General features: G+C 36.1%; 19 protein-coding genes and 1 riboswitch. Of the genes, 16 read left to right on the top strand and 3 right to left on the bottom strand.

Features of this window, described 5'->3' with window-relative positions:
- Positions 1-64: 64 nt before the first annotated feature.
- Entirely contained in the window at positions 65-7,516 is a 7,452-nt protein-coding gene (locus tag ORQ98_RS03145; RefSeq protein ID WP_274687331.1) for a TcdA/TcdB catalytic glycosyltransferase domain-containing protein, read from the top strand.
- A gap of 89 nt (positions 7,517-7,605) precedes the next feature.
- Here the strand turns inward: ORQ98_RS03145 and ORQ98_RS03140 are convergent, their stop codons facing one another.
- The 3 genes from ORQ98_RS03140 to ORQ98_RS03130 all read right to left on the bottom strand — a co-directional run bounded on the left by ORQ98_RS03140 (position 7,606) and on the right by ORQ98_RS03130 (position 11,124).
- Positions 7,606-7,878, bottom strand: coding sequence for a hypothetical protein (locus ORQ98_RS03140; protein ID WP_274687330.1), 273 nt, complete (start codon positions 7,876-7,878; stop codon positions 7,606-7,608).
- Positions 7,879-8,556: 678 nt separating this feature from the next.
- Positions 8,557-10,560, bottom strand: coding sequence for a TonB-dependent receptor plug domain-containing protein (locus ORQ98_RS03135; protein ID WP_274687329.1), 2,004 nt, complete (start codon positions 10,558-10,560; stop codon positions 8,557-8,559).
- Between the two features lie 122 nt (positions 10,561-10,682).
- Positions 10,683-10,877: riboswitch (FMN riboswitch) on the top strand.
- 124 nt (positions 10,878-11,001) lie between these two features.
- Positions 11,002-11,124 (bottom strand): hypothetical protein, encoded by a 123-nt coding sequence (locus ORQ98_RS03130; protein WP_274687328.1) that lies wholly within the window; start codon positions 11,122-11,124, stop codon positions 11,002-11,004.
- A gap of 58 nt (positions 11,125-11,182) precedes the next feature.
- Between ORQ98_RS03130 and ribB the strand changes: the two genes are divergently transcribed.
- From ribB to sctR, 15 genes are all read left to right on the top strand, one after another.
- Positions 11,183-11,845 carry a 3,4-dihydroxy-2-butanone-4-phosphate synthase gene (ribB, locus tag ORQ98_RS03125; protein WP_274687327.1) on the top strand — a complete coding sequence of 221 codons (663 nt, stop codon included), beginning with the start codon at positions 11,183-11,185 and terminating at the stop codon, positions 11,843-11,845.
- A 924-nt stretch (positions 11,846-12,769) separates the two neighbouring features.
- Complete coding sequence (locus tag ORQ98_RS03120; protein ID WP_274687326.1) at positions 12,770-14,287, top strand: hypothetical protein; 1,518 nt, start codon at positions 12,770-12,772, stop codon at positions 14,285-14,287.
- A gap of 939 nt (positions 14,288-15,226) precedes the next feature.
- Positions 15,227-15,421, top strand: a complete 195-nt coding sequence (locus ORQ98_RS03115; RefSeq protein ID WP_274687325.1) for a hypothetical protein — start codon at positions 15,227-15,229, stop codon at positions 15,419-15,421.
- 154 nt (positions 15,422-15,575) lie between these two features.
- Entirely contained in the window at positions 15,576-15,782 is a 207-nt protein-coding gene (locus ORQ98_RS03110) for a hypothetical protein (RefSeq protein WP_274687324.1), read from the top strand.
- Between the two features lie 45 nt (positions 15,783-15,827).
- Positions 15,828-16,043 (top strand): hypothetical protein, encoded by a 216-nt coding sequence (locus ORQ98_RS03105; protein ID WP_274687323.1) that lies wholly within the window; start codon positions 15,828-15,830, stop codon positions 16,041-16,043.
- Between the two features lie 61 nt (positions 16,044-16,104).
- Positions 16,105-17,154: a SctD/MshK family protein gene (locus tag ORQ98_RS03100; RefSeq protein WP_274687322.1), complete on the top strand. Its 1,050-nt coding sequence runs from the start codon at positions 16,105-16,107 to the stop codon at positions 17,152-17,154.
- Complete coding sequence (locus tag ORQ98_RS03095) at positions 17,154-17,540, top strand: tetratricopeptide repeat protein (protein ID WP_274687321.1); 387 nt, start codon at positions 17,154-17,156, stop codon at positions 17,538-17,540. Before ORQ98_RS03100 ends, ORQ98_RS03095 begins: the two co-directional genes overlap by 1 nt.
- A gap of 16 nt (positions 17,541-17,556) precedes the next feature.
- Complete coding sequence (locus ORQ98_RS03090; protein WP_274687320.1) at positions 17,557-17,883, top strand: hypothetical protein; 327 nt, start codon at positions 17,557-17,559, stop codon at positions 17,881-17,883.
- Positions 17,880-18,611, top strand: coding sequence for a type III secretion system inner membrane ring lipoprotein SctJ (sctJ, locus tag ORQ98_RS03085; protein ID WP_274687319.1), 732 nt, complete (start codon positions 17,880-17,882; stop codon positions 18,609-18,611). The genes ORQ98_RS03090 and sctJ overlap by 4 nt, the downstream gene beginning before the upstream one ends.
- The gene (locus tag ORQ98_RS03080; RefSeq protein WP_274687318.1) at positions 18,583-19,197 is read left to right on the top strand and encodes a hypothetical protein; all 615 of its coding nucleotides are present in this window, start codon (positions 18,583-18,585) and stop codon (positions 19,195-19,197) included. The genes sctJ and ORQ98_RS03080 overlap by 29 nt, the downstream gene beginning before the upstream one ends.
- Entirely contained in the window at positions 19,194-19,814 is a 621-nt protein-coding gene (locus ORQ98_RS03075) for an HrpE/YscL family type III secretion apparatus protein (protein ID WP_274687317.1), read from the top strand. Before ORQ98_RS03080 ends, ORQ98_RS03075 begins: the two co-directional genes overlap by 4 nt.
- Positions 19,815-19,823: 9 nt before the next feature.
- Positions 19,824-21,143 carry a FliI/YscN family ATPase gene (locus ORQ98_RS03070; RefSeq protein WP_274687316.1) on the top strand — a complete coding sequence of 440 codons (1,320 nt, stop codon included), beginning with the start codon at positions 19,824-19,826 and terminating at the stop codon, positions 21,141-21,143.
- Entirely contained in the window at positions 21,116-21,535 is a 420-nt protein-coding gene (locus ORQ98_RS03065) for a coiled-coil domain-containing protein (protein WP_274687315.1), read from the top strand. The genes ORQ98_RS03070 and ORQ98_RS03065 overlap by 28 nt, the downstream gene beginning before the upstream one ends.
- Complete coding sequence (locus ORQ98_RS03060) at positions 21,507-22,406, top strand: FliM/FliN family flagellar motor switch protein (RefSeq protein ID WP_274687314.1); 900 nt, start codon at positions 21,507-21,509, stop codon at positions 22,404-22,406. Before ORQ98_RS03065 ends, ORQ98_RS03060 begins: the two co-directional genes overlap by 29 nt.
- Before the next feature lie 15 nt (positions 22,407-22,421).
- Positions 22,422-23,069, top strand: a complete 648-nt coding sequence (gene sctR, locus ORQ98_RS03055) for a type III secretion system export apparatus subunit SctR (RefSeq protein ID WP_274687313.1) — start codon at positions 22,422-22,424, stop codon at positions 23,067-23,069.
- The last annotated feature ends 4 nt before the right edge of the window (positions 23,070-23,073 follow it).

Below are 23,073 nucleotides of genomic sequence, written 5' to 3'. Positions count from 1 at the left end.
TTGAATAATTGCCTGGAAATTAAATATTCCCTTTCATTATTCAATTGTCTTAGAGGCCAGGTAAATGGATATTCCATCAGTTAATCAGCCAAGTTCAACTAGTCCATCTGATCTAACAGATGATATTCAGCCAATTACCAAAACTCGTCAACCTAAGAAAAAAGGAAAGGTACTAAAAAACAAGCCTCAAACTGGTCTCCCTTCAGTATTAGCGCAAGTAGTTGTACCAGGAGCAATTCAGTCATTAAGTGGTAAACAAGATGGGCAAGGGAATCAAGGCCAACAACAGGATGGCAAACTCAATTTATCATCAGTAGATAATTTTCTCTATGGAGATGAAATTCAAACCGTTGCGAATCGACATAAAACGGTGTTGGTAGTAAGAGCACCTAATCAACATTCTATAGGCTTGTTACAAGAAGGTTACGCCTCTAAAAATTTTCATATTAAAGCTAAATCCAGTACTGGAGGGCCTACAGCGGGTTTTGTTGTCACAGATCCAATGCTCAGTAAAGTGAGAGGGCAGGGTGTAGCTGCAGTAACAAAGCAACAAAAAACGATTGATGAGGCAATGCAAAAAGGCGCAAAAGCAGTACAAATTGAGCTATCCGATCATCGAATTGCGTATCTAATTGCTAAAAAACTAATAGAAACGGTGTCATCTACAGCGACGACTAAAATCATTAAAGGTCACTATGGAGATGGTAGTCAAACCTATTTTAGGCTAACCCAAACGGCTAGTGGATCTTGGCAATTAGAGCATTTACCAGACTATCAATCACTTACTCATCATGGTAACCCTAGGCCAGTGATGGGGTTAACTAACCCACCTGTTCCAGATGCAGTGAATCCGAGTGGTGCAAAATCCGTAGTAACAGCAGATTATGATTTATTTGGTATTTGGCCAACAAAAAATAGAAATGCTAACCCGCGACCATTAAATCCTGCACCTAGGGCGATACATGGTGAGGTGGCTAAACCATACATTAACCATGTAAGAAACCAGGGGGCTGGTGGCAATGAAGATCCTAATATTGGTAATCTTCATCCCTATGGACAACAGTTAATGACTGAACTGAATAGCAAAATTAATGCGGCTGGATACCAAGGTGGACGATTAATCCATCATAATGATGAATCCGGTAATCCATTTAGCCCAGGTCAGGATTTTCCATTAATTTTATTTGTGCCTGGTGAACAAAAGCCCTATATCATTCATGATGATAGTCAACTTCAGAAAACTTATCAATTTTTAGAAAACAAGGGTTATTCTGTCGAGAAAAATCCTGCGTTTTCATTTCCAAACACGACTAAGCCAGGCTTAACTAAAAGCTTACAATCCAGAGGTGATTTATCGCTTGCTGGCAGTAGTTCTCTTGGTGAACTTCAAGCGCAATTACCTAATCCAGTAGTGCCATTAGATGTCTTCGAGAAGAAAAACAGTGAACTCACAAATAGCTTAGGTCGCCCTAAAACAAAGGGAGAAAAATATCAACGTGTATTGGATGCTTATCAAAACTATGAAGCGACCGTTTCTCAAGATATCAGCCAAAGATTGCAAGCATTAAGTAACTTAGAGTCAGCTGCTAAGGCTTATATAAGTTATCATCCAAGTTCTAAAAGAAATCAGTTAATGGGGCAGTTACTTAATCAAGTTTCAGATGCAAAAAATGTATTTGACTACTTACACCAAGCGAAGCCAGTTAATAAAAACCTTCACTTTGTATGGGTTGGCGGAGCACTTGGTGATGTCCAGAAAAACTATATGTCACTTTGGCAACAGGTAAACCCTCATTATCAAGCCGTTGTTTGGTATGATTCAAATGCACTATTAGCTCATGAAACTAAAAAAAGAATTGAAGATCATGTTAAGCAGGATTTGTTTAAAAGTGAAAAGTATAAAAATATTGATGGAAGTGATATAACGTTGAGGAAAGAATTTTTTAAGGAGTATGCAAGGCGAGTCGTAACGCTTCAAAATTATTTATATAAAAAAGCAGATGGTGGATTATTAACGGATCAACATAGAATAGATTTTTTGGTTGATCGACTAGGTTTAGATAGAAAAACAGTAGAAGCAAAGAGAGAAGCTAATTATAGTGAAATGAAAAATTTAAAAAATCAGGGGTTTCACCTAAAAGATGCTTCTCAATATTTTGTAGACGTAGACTTACAAAAAATATATCAGCAAGAAATGGGACTTCGCCATAACTTAGCAGCGTCTTCAGATATTATAAGGCTTGTTGCACTCAAAGAAATGGGGGGAGTGTATACAGATGTTGATATGTTACCTGGTAATAACAAGAAAAATATTAGTACTATTTTTGATCATATCGAAAAGCCTAATAATTTATCAGACTTTGAATGGGATGCGATAAAAACCCAAGCGTTGATCGATCAGTGCAGTGAGCTAACGAGTAAGCCTAAAGTGAGTCGTCAATATGGTCAGCTCCCTCAAGATATAAAAAATGAGCTAAAAAAAGCTGTTATTAACAGTGATACTCGGTTTAGCCAATTATCTGATATTTTTGTATCACTAGGTCAGTTACATGTCAATGAGACTGGGTTTTTAGTAGGAGCTGGTAGTGGTAATTTGCCAAAAAATGGTACTGTTAGCTATATTAATCAGCTGGTAGCTGGACATAGTAATAGTCAGGCCTTCGATAATATGCTTGGCACGATTAAGAAAAATTACAGTATATTTGGATCATTAAAAGACATAAATTATGACTTTATCATAAATGATGTTGATCCTACAGTGGTCAACGAGAATATGGATGTTATTCTTAATACGGTTAAAACAAAGATGCCAGGACTAGATGATCAAAATGCTTTAAAGCTAATAGATGCAGTATTGTCATATCGCAATGATGGTTTGAAGCCTGGTGCTCGTGCAACCATAACATTAACAGGGCCTGGTATATATAATTTTGAAGCAAATAAAATAGTCAATAGCTTATATTCGTCCCAACAAGATGTGTTGAACCGTAGCTATAATGATAGGCTATTTGTCTTTGATCCTGAAAAAGTAAACCAATTCACAGAAGAGGAAATGAAAAGCGGTTGGACTTTAAATGAAAATAATGCAAAACAGTGGATTACTGAAAATAGGACCAGGTTTACCAACTCAGAAGCTACTAATCCAGCGCTTACTATAGAAACAGAACAGTCTACTAGTCAAACTTCTAATGTAATAGATAAGGATAAACCAGCAACGAAAAACCATGCCCTTCCACCAGAAAAGATAAAATACAACAATAATATTATTCTTGAAATTGGCAATGACCAGGCTGTCTCTCAAAGTGCAGAACGATTAGCAGGCAAGTATAAAGGAACGACCCGACTTAAATGGGACCCAGCTACTGATACCATGACTAGTGCAAATGGTAACCGAATTAAAGACTTGCCAGCGATTAATGGAAAAACGCGCATTTTTGTTGTTGGGCATGGACAAGTAAATGGTATTGGCGATAGTGCGCAGTTTGCAGTTTCCCCTCAAGCCTTATCAACAGCATTGGTTGGTGAAAATGGTGTATTCAAAAGTACTTTTGGTAGCAAATATCAAGGTGGGGATATTGGTCGCATTAGTTTGGTGTCATGTCACTCAGCAAGTAAAGACCCTACTGATATTAATGGATTTGGTGCATCACTGATGCAAGCACTTCATGTTGAAGGCGTTAAAACCAGTGTCAGTGCAAGGCCTGGGTATACTTATGTCGACAGCGCTGGTCGGAAGTATATTCAACCTCACGATAATTCGAAAGATTCACAAGGGAGTTCTATAAGTGGTAATAGTGTACCTCGTTATAGAACAAAAGTTGTATACTTTATGGCTGATGGGCAACTTCAAAATCAGGTTGTTCGACTTAATGAGCCTTTTATCACAAACTCGAGTCCAAGTGTATCTTTGAGTGGTTTAACTGATGAAGTTGAAGGCTATGAACTGTCTGAATTGGTTAAACCCGCTCAAGAGTTACGTGCAGCACAACATCATGATAATCAATTAATTCGTGATGTTGCTTTGGCAAAAATAAACCAAGATGGCATTGAAGGCCAATTGGCTTCATGGCAAGTGGATGATAATGGAAAAATTACATTTAGAGTTGTAACGGAAGGGGATCAATTAACAAGTTATCAAGCCCAAATAGACCCTAATCGGCTACAAGAAGCCAAGGTGCTTGCAGGATTTAAACAAGAACTTCAAACCAGTGGCAGTAAATTCTCAAAAGGGGTGAATCAAACATCACGTGCTTTTGGTATCTATATGACCCTGATGGGTATTGAAGGGATTGCGCGTGCGGCCGAGCAAGGTGATGTGGGAGGGGTGATAAAAAATTCAGCACTGACTGCCTATGGGGTTGCTGATTTAACCACTGACAGTGCTGGGCGTAATTTACCAAGAAAACTCGTCTCAGGTACCGGTAAATATCTATCCAAAGGGGCCTCTAAGCTCGCTGAAGAGCTTTCGGAAATAGCAGCCCGACGTGTCAGTGCTGATTTTTCGGCCAAAATTTTAAAAAGTGGTTTAACCGGTGCTGCTGGTATAAAAATGCTGGGTAAAATTTTGGGTAAAGCCACACCTTTAATCGGTATAGGCCTGGGTGTTCATGGGATGGTTGAAGACCTAAAGGATCCTGATAAAGTACGGGGTGCGGTTAATTTTACCTTGGATTTATTAGCAACGGTCACCGGTGTATTGGCTTCTATTCCTTCACCATTATCCCCCGTATTTGAAGCGCTGTCGATAGTATTTAGTATTGCAAGGCTTGGCTTTGGTACCTTATACGACAGTATTAAAGCTAAAATGGATGCGGTTGCCGATGATGCGCCGTGGACTAAAAAAGCAGAAGCCTTTTTCGCCGGTTTGGCTGATGGGATTGAACAGTTATTTTATCAATTTCACCCCATTGGCAATATTATTAATGCTATTAGGCAAAGTGAAGCACTTGAAAAACAGTCTCGAGAGGATGCGCAATTACTCAATATGTTGAGTAACTATCGAAATTATTACAGTATTCATCGACCTGAAACAGGTGGGGCTGCCACAATTGATTTTTCAAGTGGGCCTGCGGCACCCTATGGAGGGGGAATTAAATTTGATTTAGCTAATCCTGGTGAAGCGTCAACATTAAGTATTGATAATGTACCGGATGTGACTGGCCAGCAGCAAACCAGAACTTATACACCCAGCACTGATGATGTACAGAATATGGTGTTGGGGATAGGACAGTCACTTAAGACAGAAATGGAAGAACGTACGGTTAAAATGCTGTGGGTTATTCCTATAAATAGCAAACATGTGATTAAACGAAATGAAGACGGCAGCATACCGACTGACCCTAACTCACTACAGGGTGAGTATAAAGGTAATAAGTTAAATAATGTTTTTTATACGGTTCAAGAACAACCAAAAGATGAACAGGGAAAGCCGGTGGGGCCTGATATTAGTCGTTATCAGTACAGTATTGATGGAGAAGCTGGCGATGATTTATTTTATTTAGGGCCTCAGCAAATTCGGGTTAAGGGCGGTGATGGTGCTGATACTTATGTGAGTGGACAACATGCAGCGAAAGTCTTAACGATAGATAACCTTGATCAACAAGGCAAAGCTGAAATAGATACCTTGGATCTAAACGCTAACTTAATGAATATTCGTGCGTATCGGCCTAGAACACGAGTAGAAAATGCGTTTACCAATCTGTTCAGTGCTGCATTTACCCAAAAACTAAGCAAACCTTTACAAGAGGCTAAAGCAGCAGGTAAGTCAATGAATGAATTAATTGCATTGACTCAGCAACTGTGGGAAAAACCATTAACTGAACAACAAGCGAAAGTAGCAACAAAAATTGCGCTACAGGGGGAGTCTGCAAGTTGGAGTAATGATTTATTAGTATTATATACCGATGGTAAGGGGCAAGAACGCCAAGTCAATGTCACAGACTGGTTTAAAGGTGAGTCAAATCAACACTTACAAATTAAAAGTAAAGATGGTTTTATTTTATCTATTGATAATAAAGTAAAAGATCGCTGGGGAGATCATACGCAGGGTCGCAGAACATTATCAGAACACCATGATGGGACTAATCATCGATTTAAAACCGTGGATGATAATAGCGAAGTGCATTTAACGGTAGTAGGGTATGATGGTTCAGCGTCAACGAATGTTAATATCTTTGATGGCAGAGAGCAACCCTATACCCAAGTCACACAAATAACTGGGGGTAAAGCTTTTGATACACTAACGGGTAATGCACAAGCGAATATTATCAATGGCTATGGAACCAGTGAGGTGGGTGTAGATAAACTGAAAGGGGGTGAAAATAGTGACTTATATATTGTGCAATCTTATTATGATCGCACTAATGATGTAGCGATTGATAATTATGCGCAAGACAAAGCGCAAGATATGGTTATGCTGGATGCGCGGTTCGATGATGTGGTGGTGGCATTTAAAGGTAACGATCTCGTTATGCAAGCAAAGGCAGATAAAGTTAAAACGCAACAGCAAGCAGATCAACTGGCACAACGTGCGACCCTATTTAGAGATGCTGCAAGCTACATCAATGAGCAGCTGCAAGTCACCCCAAATTTAACTCAACACCAGTTTAAGACTTTATTAACCGCTAAGACAGCGTCGTTGAGTGGTGAAACAGTCCGCAGTGATTTCTATAATGCAATTGACTTATTATTAGGCAAAGAACTGGGTGGTCGACTACGACAATTTACCCAAGAGTTTGTCGCCAGTCATAATCCTGATCAAACATTTGCAGACGCAATAAAAAATTTAGCGAATCGATATGAAACCGTCAGCCAGGATTACCGAACGCAAACGCAAGCAATGCAGTCTTTGGTTCATAACTCCCAGGCAGGAAGAATATCATTAACGGTAAAAAATTATACGTTAGGTGATAGTTATCAACATATGACCTTTGTCAGCAAAGATTTTATCAAGTTTACTGTTGATAAAGACGAAAATGGTCGTATGACTGTTAAAAAGCAAGGTGTTGATGCCTCTTCTGCTAGTGAAAGTGTTATCTTTGATGCTAAGCAATGGGTAAGAGAGGGTATGGAGCAATTGACCGGTAGCACCTTTGGTGATCGACTCATTGGCAATGAACAAAACAATGTACTGCGAGGAGGAGGTAATGGCGGGTCGTTATACAGCTATGACACGCTCAAAGGCGAAGATGGTAAAGATATGTATGTTTATCAGCCTGGTCGAGATGGCTTAGTGGTCATTGACAACTTCTCAGAAGATTTACAAACGGATACTGCATTATTTAATGCAAACTATGATGATATCTTAGTTAATGCTATCGATTACTCAGACTGGCAGGCATCTATTCATTTAGATGATAGTATTGTATTGAGAACAGCGGACAATCAAGCTGGATTAGTGGTACAACAATTTAGAAAAGATGATTGGCATCGGCATATTCATTTTAAATCGGCTGATGGGAAATTGTTTACCATTAACCCTCAAACTTTGGAAAAAAGCCTAGTCACACATCAGTAAACAAATTGAGTTACTTCAATTAAAGGCTGCTATTTATTATTAAATAGCAGCCTTTTACAAATAGGAAACAACTCATGTAATATAGGGCTTTAATCGCGTAATCGGGTAAAGTAAAAGTAATTTAATCCAGTGGTTGAGTTTGCCACTACACTGGTTAATTGCCAACCATCATCTAACATGTCTCTAAAATTACTGTTAATTCGTCTTCTGTCACTAATATTATAACAATCAGGACTTCTACCATCTGGCTCAGCTTCACAATAGGCTAGCTCTTGAACTGAGTCATGAGCTTGTGCTAGTGATGCCATAAGTAAGCATAAGGGAGCAATCGTTTTTATTAAAGTATATACAGTTTTGTACATTAAATTAGGCCTTTAAGGGACACAGTTATTTAAACGAATAGATTGTAAGTGGGCTGATTAATAGTATGCATTCCAATTAACGACCTGTTTTATAATAAATGGTACTGAACTTTTGATAATTGTTGGATTGTTCTATGTGGCGAGGTTATAGAGTAAACAGCAGTGTGTTTTTTTACTATAGGTGCTCTTGAGTATACAAAAGGATACCGTTATTTCTCTAAAAAATGACTTTATTTATGTTTTATTTTGTGCAATTAATTCTAAATTGATAAATGTTCTTCTAACAATGACTCACCTTTCTTAAGTGGCATTCGAGCAGTACCCTTCTGCAGGATGTAATTCTATACCATTTCATCAGAATTAAGATTAGGGGCATGGGGTGGCAGGAGAACAATGATTAGTTTACCTTTCAGTCCAGCTACAAATAGACGTACTTTTTTTCTAATCGCTTTATCTTTGGACGGCTTTCTTTTTTCCATTGATTAATTTTAGCAACATCTCGTTCATAAGCTCTTTTCACAATCTTTTGTGGTGTAAGACCCTATCGATGTAACAGGAGTTAACCTTAAAGAAATACCTAACCTGTCTTTAATGAGCTTATCTTGCCTATTTGAGAATTGGAAAACTTGAGATAGGCTTGCAAATTTATTTTCTATGAGTGTAGTGCACTTGGTAATATCAAAAAGAAATTTCAACTGTACCATAAACTGACCTGCCTTGGTAGTTTGGAAAAGTACTAACGTTTCTTGTTGCGTAGTTGGGAAAAAATATATTTTTATTTAGTAGGTTGTCAATATAAAAGCTGACTTTTATATTTGAGAGCTCTCTTGTTTCTGTTAATTTACCTAGGTTTAGTGCTAAGTTGGCACTTAGTAGATTGTAACTATTGGCTTTAGGGTTAACATTTAAACTAAAAGCAGGTGCTACTTTATCAAGAGGCGTTGGTTCACTAAAATAGCTATTAAATAAAGAAAAGCTGTAGCCCATTTGATTCTTGTAGGAAATACCAAGCTTTACCATTAAGTTAGGTACAAAGGTTGAGTCTTTAATATCATCACTATTCTCATTTGTTTGGTATGCTATGTTTCCAACTACATTAATCGTATTTGATAAGTTCCATTTTCCTTCAATTTCAATCCCTTCAAAGTCAACTGAGCCAGAATTAATCATTTGGCGTTTGGAAGTATTGGGAACTTCTTCAAATATATGAGAATTTTTAATTTTACTCATATAATAAGTTGTAGAAAAGCTGTAATTAGGCTTTCTGAGACCAACTTGAAAATCAAGAGTATTTATTGTTTCTGGTTTTAAATCTCTATTGTTTTGAAAAAAAGCACCATCGAAAAAGCGTAATGATACATTAGCTATTCGAAAGGCACTGCCATACAACAATTTACTATACCAGCCATTATCAAAGTCAAAAATCAATCCTCCTCTTGGGGAGTAATCTTTGTCTAACTCTTTGGCTTTATTTAATTGAATACCTCCTACTATTTTTAACCACTTGTATAGCTGATGATCAACTTGCATATATGCACTAGCTTGCCAGGTATTCCACTTTCCATTAGTTGCACCCTCTGATGAGTTTCCATCTGAATACAGTGGGTTAATACCTGCTAATAAATTGGTCTGGTCATTAATACTACCTAATAAATTGAGTTCGAACGAGTAAAGGTCACTATTGACTTCTGTATCTAAACCTTCAGGATGATTGCTTAGATCAAAGTTACTAGTAAAATCTACCCAGTCTTTGTAAAAAGCATAATTAGTCTTTAAATACCAGTTTTGGTTGAAATCATATTGATAGCCTATATCAAATGTTAAATGCTTTACTGTGGCTTCATGCTCAGGGAACAAAATAACTGCACCAAGGTTATTTCTAGTTGCTTGCCCTAAATACATATTGAAGTTTAAGTTATCATATGTTGCATTAGAGACAAGCCCTAGCCCATTTCCACCTGCGGGGTAGGAGTCAGTATTGCCAAATGCATCTTGATAATTAATATCTTGATCCCCATTGAAATCGGTTACGTGAATTGCTGTTATAAAGGAAAACTTATCGAATGTATTTCCTTGTGTGAAACTTGCGGATTTAGTGTCGTAAGAACCACCAGTCAGTGATAATAATGGTGAAAAGGACTCTGAAGGTTGCTTGGTTTTAATATTAATAATACCAGCAAAAGCATTGGTTCCATAAAGTACCGACCCTGGTCCTCTTACTATTTCAATTTGCTCAATAATCGCTATTGGAAAGTTTAGGTATAAGTCCATGTGCACACCCTGGCCTTGTGAGTTTGTTAATGGGCGACCATTTAACAAGTACAGAACCTGATTATCTAACAGGCCATTTAGTGCTGCTCGAAGTGATACTTGGTTTTCCTGAAATATATGGTTTCCAACAATCATCATATTGATTTGACGGTTTAAGATATCGCGTAAATTCCGCCCACCAAATTTTTGGATTTCATCAGAAGAGATTATGGTTACAATACCGGGCGCATTTTCAATAGATTCTTCTCGTTTAGATACCACTGTAATCATCATCAGCTCTTCTAACTCAAGGGTTAGTAAATCTTCAAGCGGCTGCTCAGCCTCAGAGGCTGAAAGTGGTGTTATTAGTATGAAGACAATGCAAAATACTAAGTAATGAATGGCATTGGGCATTGAAAGTTGTTGAGGCATTTATACTTCATTTATTCTTATTAACGACAAGCTACTGCTCAGTATAGACTTACTGATATCAGTTTTCCTAAAGTGGGTTGTCTTTTCTCTATCTCTTCTTATATATTAGCACCCGTCAATTTCGTTATTCTCAGGGCGGGGTGAAATTCCCCACCGGCGGTGATCTTATTGGCTCGAAATGGTTTCAGCACTAAGAAAGCCCGCGAGCGCTTGGTTAGTAGCTCTCCTTTACAAGGTTGAACACTATATGGCCAAGGTCAGCAGATTTGGTGTAATTCCAAAGCCGACGGTGATAGTCCGGATGGGAGAGGGTGGCGTATGCTACTACGATAGTTGCATAATGTAGTACAGCTTATATTGTTCTTTTATGGATGCAATATAGCTATAGCTGAAAACACAACTCGCTATTAAGCTAGCGAGTATAGGCGATTACAGCCAAAACTATTGAAGTTGAATATCTACTTGGTTGGAATTTTGTTGTTCAGCTGTTGCTAGTGGGGTGTGGGTAAGCATGGGTACAGTTGTTACCTTATTTTGCTCATGGGCCACTAGGTTGTATTTCATAGCTAAAGGTATGCATTTTCCCATGCCCTGATTCATGTTTATGCATTGGAGTACTATCATGAATCAGTTTCTAAATAAGCAGTTAAATGCTTTTACCCAACGAGTGGAACGGGCTCTGTCTGCATTAAGACAAGGCCAAGGTGTTTTACTGGTTGATGACGATGATCGAGAGAATGAGGCCGACTTGGTATTTGCTGCAGAATTTATCACAGAGAAGCAAATGGCCATGTTGATAAGAGAATGTAGTGGTATTGTCTGCTTATGCCTCACTGATGAAACCCTACAGGCGCTGGACTTACCCATGATGGTGGCTAAAAATACCAGTCATTATGGCACGGCTTTTACCATATCCATTGAAGCGGCAGAGGGAGTCACTACCGGTGTTTCTGCTATTGATCGAGTTACAACCATTCAAGCAGCGATTGCTTCTGATGCCAAACCAGCGGATTTGCGTTGTCCTGGCCATGTATTTCCTTTAAGGGCGCGAGCTGGTGGGGTACTGACTCGCCGAGGGCATACCGAAGGTGTTATTGATTTAATGGCATTAGCAGAGTTAAAGCCTGCTGGCGTTTTATGCGAGCTAATGAATGCTGATGGCACGATGGCTAATCAGCAAGAAATTCTACAGTTTGCTAATGCTCACCATATGCCAATTGTATCCATTGAGGATATTGTTAGGTATCGACAGCACTTTGAGCTGGCTGAAACTGCCGCGCTCTAAAAAATATATCAATAAATGAAGGGTGTAGTTTTTATACCCTTCGCCCCCCCCCTTCAATAAATTTTCTATAATGCATTTTTTCTAGCTTATCAAGTAAGTGATTACGTAATATTATTCATTATTTAGCCCTTTCTAACAGTAAAGAACTGACTATATAATAAGCCAAATAAATAATATTCATAATTAGTAGGAAAATAAATCATATAACTCATGGTGTATTAGACGTTAGTTGTATATATATTATTTTTTTAGCTATAAAAACGTCAAATTGTTCTAATGTTACACAACTGTAAGTACTTGCATACGATTTATGTTGTGTATTAATTGGCTCTCTATTTTTTTAAAGGAAAACTAGCCAAATAAAACATGAATGTGACATAATCCGGCCCATTAAACAGGGTGTTGGCGATTGATTTATGTCATGATTACACTAACACCTGATGATTATAATAAACCTAAATGATGTGATTGCTTGAGAGATTGTAAAATTTAATTTCTCAAAAGTTAGGTGAAAGCAGCAATGATGATCCAGTACAAAAGTACAAGGATAAACTTGAAACCATATCGGTTAAAAAATTGTGTATTTGTATCTTCAGTATTCCTGCCAGATTTATCCTGGTTAGTGGCTGTGTTTAATAGACAATAACACTAACTTTCAGCGCTTTAGTATGTATTTTGTCAAGTTGGATATTCATTGGCATTTTATTTTTTATGATGTTTTACAGGGCTATTTATACTTAGAATTATAATAGATGAAGTGGGTATCCGCTTTAGATAGAGCTTTTATAAAGAAAAAATAGTTTTAATATGGCGTATATTTACTGCCATAAATAAAAGGTTTACTGGCTACTTTAATATAGGCTGGTAGGGAATTGCTTTTGTTAAAAAAAAGCAGTAATAAAAATCTAAATAAAGGAAGACTTAATGAAAACTTACAAACCTCTCTTTGCAATGACTTTATTAGCTGCAACAATTCAAGCTAATGCAGGTGTCAGTCAGGCAGAGCAAGCAGATATAACACAATTTTTAGATAGATTTCATCAAAATCCTCTGCAGGTAATGGATGAAATTCCAGTAAAAGAAAACCACCAAGGGCAAGCTGCTACTGTCGTATCTAAGTTTTCTCAAGAAGAAATCGAGTCAAAAGCTTATGTAACTAAAAAAGACCAATTTAAAAAATCCATTGTAAAAGCACAAAAAAGAGTAGGGTATGCGAGAGCAGCCAGTCAGTATAATGACAATCCTGCTCGTTTAGTTGATAGCGGTTACCAATTAATTCGTAATGTGCATACGATGGACCAGCAAAATCTGCATAGTGCTCAGTTAGACGAAGTACCTTGGTCTGATGACTACTGGGCTTTATACAAAGGTGGGCTAGGCGCTCGTTATGCTGACAATGGTTTTTGGAATAGTAGTGATTGGAATGATTACTGGACCTATACAAACCAAACTAAAACACCTGACAGTTATGTAGTAGCTGGTAATATTGATGATTTATCGCCTTCTGAAAAATATGACCTGCTAGTAGGTGATAGTGGCTATAGTATGACGGCTTCAAACTGGAATATGGGTAAATCATACTACGACCGTAATGGTAGTGTTGAGCGTTGGATGGGATTATGTCATGGTTGGGCTCCAGCTGCCTATATGTTACCTCGACCAAAACACAGCATTGTAGTTAAAGGTGCTAATGGCGAAGACATTAAATTCTATCCATCAGATATTAAAGCACTGGGTACTTTACTGTGGGCTGAAGCATCACCCGGTGTGCGCTTTATTGGTGGTCGTTGTAACACCAAAAACCCAGCTAGAGATGAAAATGGTCGGGTTAAAGATCAAAAATGCTTTGATACTAACCCAGGTAGCTGGCACCAGTCTGTTGTTAACCAGTTAGGTGTAAGCAAGCGTAGCTTTATTATTGATGCAACCTATGACTATCAAGTATGGAACCAGCCAGTTTACAGCTATTCTTATACTTACTTTAACCCAGAAACAGGTGTTGCCTATGACAATGCCAAAGATGCAATGATTGCTATTGAAAATTACTCAAAAGATAAGTTTAAGAAATATCGTGCATCTAATGCCAAAAATGTTGTAGGGGTTAGAATGCGGATGAGTTATGTGGTTGAAACCAGCCCATCTCATCGTGAATATGACGACTCTCGTTTTGATGGTATCACATCTGTCCGTTATACCTATGACTTAGAGCTGGATAAGAGTGGCAATATTATTGGTGGTGAGTGGTATACCAATAAGCATCCTGATTTCTTATGGACACCTGGCCCTAACGATCGTGCGATGAGCTATGTGACTGGTAACGGTGAGTGGAAAGAAGGTGAAAGTATTCCTCAAAGCTGGAGAAGTCAAGCAACTTGGATGTCTCGTTATAGCCAACCATTAACTAGTATTGTAGAAGAACTATTTAAGAGAGCTTCTCAATAGTCAGTTAAAAATGCGATGAAAAAAAGCAGGCCTTTGGCCTGCTTTTTTTTTGATATTACAAAAATAACTAGCTGCCAGTAATACGAATGCTGAAGACAATGTCTTCATAGCATTCTACCATTCGTAGATTTAGCCAAAGATTTAGAGCTACTCTGTAAAGAAAGACGGTTAGACTTTACATAGACAATTTCTTGCCTACCCAGTAAAGATTACATTCATTCATTGATAATACTTCAACAGCTTGCAAAACAAGCTGGTTGCTTATTAGCACCTGTTGATTGGGAAGGTGAGACGCTTATTGTGTTAAGTGGATGTAAATCGACAACTCAACATGTGTAATCATGATAAAAAAATCCCACCTAAAACTAGGTGGGTAAGGCAGTAATGGGGTGATTACCCCAAAAAAGTCTTTATATAAAACAAAAGATTAATGGATGTGGCAATAGTTGGTAAGGTAAAAAATGTTAACTGTGTCGTTAGTTTATCGAATGATTCATTTTTTTGTGTGGAATAAATAGGTTGGTCTTTGGCGTTAAACTGTAAGCTGGCATATAAAGAAATAATAATGTCATACTCAACTAATACATTAACTATAAAACTATAGATAAATATGCTTAATAGCTAATGAAGTAACCTGTTGAGGTGAATTTTACATACATAATAACAGCCAAGACTATGTATAGTCAAAGTGTAAATGAAATCACTTGGGTATTTTTAATGTTATATAAATCAATAGTTTAGTATATATTAGCAATAGTTGAACAGTAAAAAATTGCGCTTTTATATTAATAACAGCTTGGATTTTAATATATTTATACGCGGGTTTAGAAGTGGTTATATCATGATTTTTGATAATGAAACTTTGCTCAAATATGCGCGAGATCATAGTAATAATTACGGAAGAGCGTATAACTATAAAAAAAGAAAAAAGGTGTACCTATGTTAACAAGTCAATTTGAGCTAACAAAAGAAAGCAAAAAAAACTTAATAGAAGAATTTAAAATCGAGTTGGCTAAATTAGCTGGATATAAAAATAAAGGACTTTCGCCAAAAGAAAATAAGAAAAATAACTTGATTAAAAATGCATATCAAGCAGCTATAATGTTGGCGAATGATATTCCAGGTTCGTCTTGATTTTTATTTGTAAATATTTAAACCTATTATTTGTTTGGCTGAAGTTGATATTTTTAGTCAAGCAGGTAATGCAGCTTTTATGGCTGCAATCATGGGGCAAATAAAGTGTTATAAATAGAAAACCCCAAAAATAACTACAATTGGAGGTATAGATATGCCAGTAAATGCAAATGGTCAAGCACAAGCCGGTAATGCAACTGGTCAGGTTAATGGTGCAAACACAAGTGTAGCCAATGAGTTTGCTGAAGATGCACAAAAAGTTGCGAATTTAGCAAAGCAGTTTGGTGAATTGGCTAGGGCTAGACAAGTTTTAACTAAACTGGTTAGTGAACTTGGACAACTTAATAACATTCGTTATTAATAGCTTGGTAAGCCTCTTCGGAGGCTTTTTTATAGGAGTTATATTATGAGCGATTTTGGTGTTTCATGGTTAGATGGACCATTAGGAGATTCTTTTAGGGCGCAAGTAGAAGAAATTACTGGGCAAAAGCAAAATCAGCTAGGATATTTATCTGAAATAGTTGCTTTACTTAAAGGTATTAGTGAAAAGCTAGATAAAGCACTAGCAGGTCAAGCAGAGGGAGGGAACACAGAGCAAAGTGATTCTGATAATAGTGGGTGAATAAGTCCAATAATTATAATCTTGCTTTATCAACCACTGGTAGCTAATAAATAGTTCTGCTATGAAAAACAATAACGATATTGCTTGCTATAATTTGTATATTTATAAAGATAGTGACTTTATAAATAGGGTTGATATAAGCGATAATATAGTACGTATGTCATCGGACTTAAGTAGTGAGGTTGTTATTAATGGAATAAAGGGAGTAGTAACAGTCTCTTTTTTTGATAAGTTTTTAGAGGTAGATAGCGTAGGGCAAGATAAAAAACAAAAAGTAAAATATAATAGCTATTTTAATATTGATGATTTTTCTTTTAAGTGTATTAAAATTTTAAATAAAAAGAGTAACTTAACACTAAATAAAAGTAGCAAACATAGTGTGCGGGTAAGTAAGTGGCTAAGTAGTAACTATTTGTTCATGCTGTTAACAATAGGAGCAGTTTTCTTACCATTTCTTTTGGGAATAGGAGAAAAAGATCAAGTAGCCTATGCCAGTATAGTATTACCTAATAAGCCTGATCAGTTTGTTCTGAATACGTCTCTAGAGATAATAGCGAGTGAGTATAGTAATAGACTTTCAGTTGAGCTTGGTGAAGATAGGGTAGAGCTTCAAGGGTTTATTGAAAGTGAGAGTAAGTTGAACGAATTAATATTAGAATTAAAAAATAATATAAAAATTGGTTTGGTTAATTCTAAGCGTGTTTTTACCCTAAAAGATCTAAACTCAACACTAGAAAGGCAGCTAAAAGATTTTAATATTATTGAGAGATCGTACATTGAATATAGGGATGATAAGTTTTATCTTGCAGGTAACTTTATTGGAAGACAGACGGGTATTGTTGATGAAATAATTAAGTTGATTGAAATTAAATACAATATAAGTGAGATAAAAAAAACATATATAGATAATCGCTCTGTACTCTTGCAAGATCTTGTTGTAGCTGGTATGTGGATAGGTGAAAAACCCTATATTAAACTCAGTAATGGCGTTAAATATCATATAGGAGCTAAATTACCTAGTGGATGGGTTTTAAATAAAATAAATGAAAGTATATTATTATTTAGTAATAATAGTGGTCAAAGATTATCATTAAAAGTAGGGGCATCATAATGAGCGAGTTTTACCAAATGCCAGATGAGATTAGAGGGCAAATGATACAAATTGCTTTTGCAGGAGTCGAAAGTGGTCAAGGGAAAAAATCAAAGATTATTTTTGATTGCATAAAAGAAATATATCCAACGTCTGCTGCAGGAGATGTGGGTTATGCTTTGATTGAAGTTTATAACGGTAATTATAATAAAGCTATAAACTTGCTTAGTAAAACAATTAAACAATCTTCTAACTGTTTAGAAGAAGCAAGGGTGATTTTGCTGTTTGCTATGATAATGTCAGGTAAGAAAAGTGAAGCAAAATTTAAGCTGAATGACTTTGAAAAAAATGAGTTGATGAACTCTGAGATGATTGAGTTTACAAAATCATTTATTGGTTCAGTATAAAGTCAAAGGGGGATTAATGGACTCACTATTTAACTTTGCAATGGCACCGCAAATAGCTAATCAACAGTCATTTTCACAAATTTTTGATAATACTTCCTTATATAGTGGTAAGCAGTATGTAAGGGAAGTCGAGAAAGTAGCTGCAAGAATAGAGAAAACGATGGTTGAAAGTGGTAACTATGACGAATCCAGTATAGCAGCTATTCAAGACTTGTTAAAAAGTTACAAAAAAGATGCAAACCATATATATAGTTTGTCACTGAAATATTTAACATTTACTATTATGAAACAAGTGGCTACAAATATTCCTACCAAACTAATGGAATTAACACGCGCATCATGAAAAGACTAATTATGCTACTGATAGTAATAGTGCTATCTGGATGTGATAAAGAATTAGTAACTGGGCTTACCGAACGAGAAGCAAATGAAGTTTCTGTAACACTTTTTAGAAATAATATAAAGTCTGAAGTAGTAACTACTAAAAAATTAGGGGTTAAAGTAATTGTTGCTAAAGATGACTTTATAAAAGCATCAATGGTATTGAAACGCCATGGGTTACCCAAAAAGAAGTATGCAAGTATTGGGGATGTCTTTAAGAAGGATGGATTGATTTCTAGCCAGACGGAAGAAAAAAACAGAACAGTATATGCGTTAAGCGAGGAGCTTAGTCATACTATTTCTATGATTGATGGAGTGGTTGAGGCAAGAGTACACATTGTTATAAATGACAAAAAGAAACGTTACTCAAAAGAACCTAAAGTGCCAAATACAGCCTCAGTAATGATAAAAGCATTGCCTAACTATAATGTTAACCACTATGTGCCTCAGATAAAGAAAATGGTAGCAAAAAGTATCACTGGGGTGACATACAAAAATGTGGCTGTTACAGTATTTCCTTACCTTGCTGAAACTAACACTAGTGGTATAGGGGTAGTAGCAAGTGATAAAAATAATGGAACAAATACAGGTATAAACTTATTAATTACATTGTTAGTTATGTGCTCAATTGTTGGTGTATCTTTACTTGGGTTTCGATTATATGAAAACCACTTCGCTCATGGAAAGTAATATTATAGACTTAAACTTTCGACCAATTAGCTACTCTCACCCCAATGAGTTAGCCAAACTTGCCTGTCAGTATTATAAAATCAATAGAAACCTACATAAACATTTATTAAACGATGATGTATATGTAAAAGACCTGTCTCTCTACATTAACAAAACAGTTTATAATAATCAGTTTTTTTATACCTTTGATAGTAAACCAGAGCTGAAGTTGACTCTGAAGCCAAGAGGCTTTATTGTTAAAGCCTTTTATATGGCAGCTTTACGTAGTCACTATAATTCTCTTTGTGCTGTTATTGATAGAAGTAAATTAATAGCACTCAATAAGCTCATTTCAGAAGATGATTTATCTCTTATTATTAGTAGTTCACCAAAGCAAAAAATTAATAAAGTGATTAGAGATTACTTTTCTTTTAGAAAACATATTAGTTGCACATTATGTGAAATGATGAGTACTTGGGTATTAATGTTACCCAGCTCTCTATCAGCGCGTATGAAGTTAAAGTTACCTAATCGTTATTTATGTTCGAGCTTTGGTAACCAAAGCCAATATTTTGACAACTTATACTGGGCAGTGGAGAGGCAATGAGTTTACAAGTAATAAAGAACAATGAGCATGTTAAAATTATTGCTTCACAGCAGATTGCCGATAAAATAAAGTCTGAATTAGATAATAAAATTGAACAGGCTAGGACTCAAGCACAACAGCTGATAGCAGAAGCACAAGAACAAACACAACATCTGAAACAACAAGCTTACTATGATGCTTATGCCCACGCTTATGAGCATGTGGTAAATGAAATGTTGACTAACAAGCTAGTGAAGCAATCATTGATTACTTCGGCTATTCCTTTTTTTGATGATTTGATAAAGCAATTACATCAAAAAATGATTGGCACGCTTGAGGTATCTGCCAGGATTAATAAGGTACTACATGATGAATTGACTAATTTACTCAGGGCAAATGAGGTGGCTATTATCATTCACCCGGATATTCTGGCTGAAGCTAAAGCTAACTTACAATGTAGTGAAAATCCTCTCTGTAAAGTCTTATTCTTTAAGACTGATATCAATCTAAAATTGAATGAATTTGTCATTCAGACCAAAGACATGACAATTGTTGCTGATAATACTTCTCAAACTCAACTATTAAACCAAGTATTAGACCGAGCCAAACAGAAACTGAGTAAAGAAGTTAGTACTTGAATTTTTATTATGTTAGAAAACTATTTTTTACAAGTGCTCACTGAGCTGGACCGGCTGACTCCCTATAGCCAAGCGGGTGCTGTTACTAAAGTGTCTCAAACCACCATTGAAACTGGGTTGGTTGATCTAAAATTAGGTGAGCTTTGTAAAATAATTGATCACTTTAATCAAAACGTTTTTTTTGCTGAAGTGATTTCTGTTGAACAAAATAAGTCTGTGTTGGCGCCAACAGATCACATTTCTCAACTGAGTTTAAGTGCTCAAGTAGTTAAGTTAGAACAGGGTTTAACACTACAAGTATCATCAGCGCTGTTTGGCAAAGTGGTTAATTACCGAGGTGAAGCGCTAAACTGTATTCATCTACAGCATCAGCAACCTGTGATGGTCAATATTGAAGCAAAACCGCCATCACCTTGGGATCGTCAGGAAATTGATGAAACGTTTGAAACTGGCATACGTGCCATTGATGGTTTAAACACTTGTGGTGTAGGTCAACGCTTAGGCATTTTTGCTGCGGCAGGTGTAGGTAAATCAACCTTACTTGCGATGATGATTGCTCATGCCAAAGTAGATCTAGTCATTATTGCCTTAATTGGTGAGCGGGGTAGGGAAGTAAAAGAGTTTGTGAGATTGGTCAAAGAAACAGGGCGAATCAATCGTACTATTATTGTCTGTGCTACTTCAGATAAAACACCCTTAGAACAGGTTAAAGCGGCTAACTCTGCCACCCGGTTAGCTGAGCACTATCGTGACCAGGGGCTAAAAGTGTTGCTGTTATTTGATAGCTTGACCCGTTATGCGAGAGCCCAACGAATGTTGGGGTTAATGGCAGGAGAACCTCCTGCCCGAGGCGGATATCCGCCTTCTGTATTTTTGCGCATGGCTCAATTGGTCGAGCGGCCAGGTAAAACCAACAAAGGCAGCATCACAGCTTTTTATACAGTACTAATGGAAGGAGATAATCCTGATGAGCCTGTTGCTGACGAGGCTCGCTCGCTTTTAGATGGTCATCTGATTTTATCGAGACAGTTGGCCGAAAAAGGTCATTATCCTGCTATTGATGTGCTGAAGAGTAAGAGTCGATTAATGGTTCAATTAGTCAATCAGCAACAAATTAACTTAGCAAACACAATAACGAGCCAACTTAGTTTGGTAAAAGAAAATCAATTTATTATACGTGTTGGTGAATATACGGCTGGCAATGATCTTAAGTTAGATCAAGCACTTGCTAATCAAGAAGCGATTAATCAATTTTTGCAGCAAGGCTTATCTGATAAAAATGATATAGAAGAAACCATGCAATGGCTTACTCGACTTGGCCAACAATAGCTAAAACCATCCAATCCCTCCTTGATGTCTATCGTCATAAAGAACTAATGCTTTGTCAAACGATACAAAATATTGAAAAAAAAATATCCACACTAAAAAATGAGATATCCATTCAAGAACAGGAGCAACAAAAGTTTTATAGTGAAGTCAAGCAATGCATTAAGAGTATAGACAAAGCAACCTCTATTGAGGAAATAAAAAAAAATAAATTAAATATCAGATATCTTAACAATAAAATAAATAATAGTTCTCACCAAATAAACAAGTTGCAACAAAGGCTCGATGAAAAAAATAAAGAGTTAGCCGATGTTAAACAAAAAAAAATAGCTGTTAGTCGAAAAATATATAAATATGAATTGATTTATGAAAATCAAGAAACTCCTTTTGCCTAAAAAAAACACAAGAGAGTGTGCAAAGCACAACTTAGTTAATAAAGGCTATCAGTTTATAAATAGATCAATTTGTCCTATCGAAATAATTGAAACTGAAGTTAAAAAAATTAAATATATCTATTTGCAGCTGTCATATAAAAGTAACTTGTTAATAATGGCTGTAAATGTGGAATTAGTGAATGAGTACCTGATTAACAAGAAAATATATACAGGTATTGAATATTTAAACGATAAGCTAAAGAAAATATTTGTTGAAAGCTTAGTGGTTGATATTGGCAAACATATTAAAGTAAGCGATTTGCACTATATAGGTATATTGAAACAACCAAAAATAACAGATTGGATGTGGTTGAAAGTTAAACAATTAAAAAATGGATACATAAAAATTAGTTGTGGAAAGTGGCTAAAGTATCTTGACCAAGAAAATATCAACAAAATCAATTTTAAATGTTTAGTAGAAAAATATAGGTTATATGGAGAAATTGAATCAATAAAGTCGCTTAGTCAAGGGGATGTTATTTTATTAGATACAGCGGATAGTGAGCTGAGGCTTTGGGAGCCGCAAAATAACCTGTTTACTAAACTAGTGATCAACCAAGATAACTACACTTATAAGTTGAATGATAATTGGTATACAGATATGAGTACAAAAATCCAAATGAGCAATTTAAAAGCAAAAATATCATTTGTTATTGATGAGTTAACACTCAATGTAGATGATTTATCGGGCTTTAATGATAATCAATATATAAAGCTTGAAAAGCAACTTAGCGAAAGTATAGATATTTATGTAAATGGTTATAGGTTTGGTCAAGGTAAATTAGTAGCAATTGAAGATCATTACGGTGTAAAAATAACTAATCTATGTTAATAAAAGTATAGAATTATGCAAGAAGCAATACCAGTAATTATTGTTGGGTTTTTCGTATCACTATTACCCCTAATTGTTGTAATGACGACAGCATTTACAAAAATAAGTATTGTTTTCATGTTGCTTCGAAATGCATTAGGATTACAGCAAACTCCTCCCGCTATGCTTCTTATGGGGGTTGCTTTGGTTTTAAGTATATTTCTCATGGCTCCAGTATTTGATGCAACATTTAAAATTATTGAAAAGGAAGGTAATTTTTTTAATAAAAAAATTACAGATTGGTATGTCGTTGTTGATAAAAGCACGAAGCCAATAAGAGAACACTTAGAAAAGTATGCATCTAATGAAGCAAAAGAAATGTTTGTTGCTATAAGTGAAGAAGTTTGGCCAAAAGAATTTAAGTCCAATATTAAACAAAACTCAATTCTGATAGTAGTCCCTGCATTTGTTATTTCTGAACTTAAAAAAGCATTTGAAATTGGTTTTTTGATTTTTTTACCTTTTTTAATAATAGACTTGGTTGTTACTAATATATTACTTGCTATGGGGTCGATGATGATGTCTCCATCATTAATATCATTACCAATAAAGCTTCTGCTATTTGTATCTGTTGATGGTTGGACGATCTTAATAGAAAGTTTATTACTTACTTATACTATTTAGTAGG

It is taken from the genome of Spartinivicinus poritis (assembly GCF_028858535.1).
Lineage (GTDB): Bacteria > Pseudomonadota > Gammaproteobacteria > Pseudomonadales > Zooshikellaceae > Spartinivicinus > Spartinivicinus poritis.
This window is presented reverse-complemented; position numbering and strand designations above follow the sequence as displayed.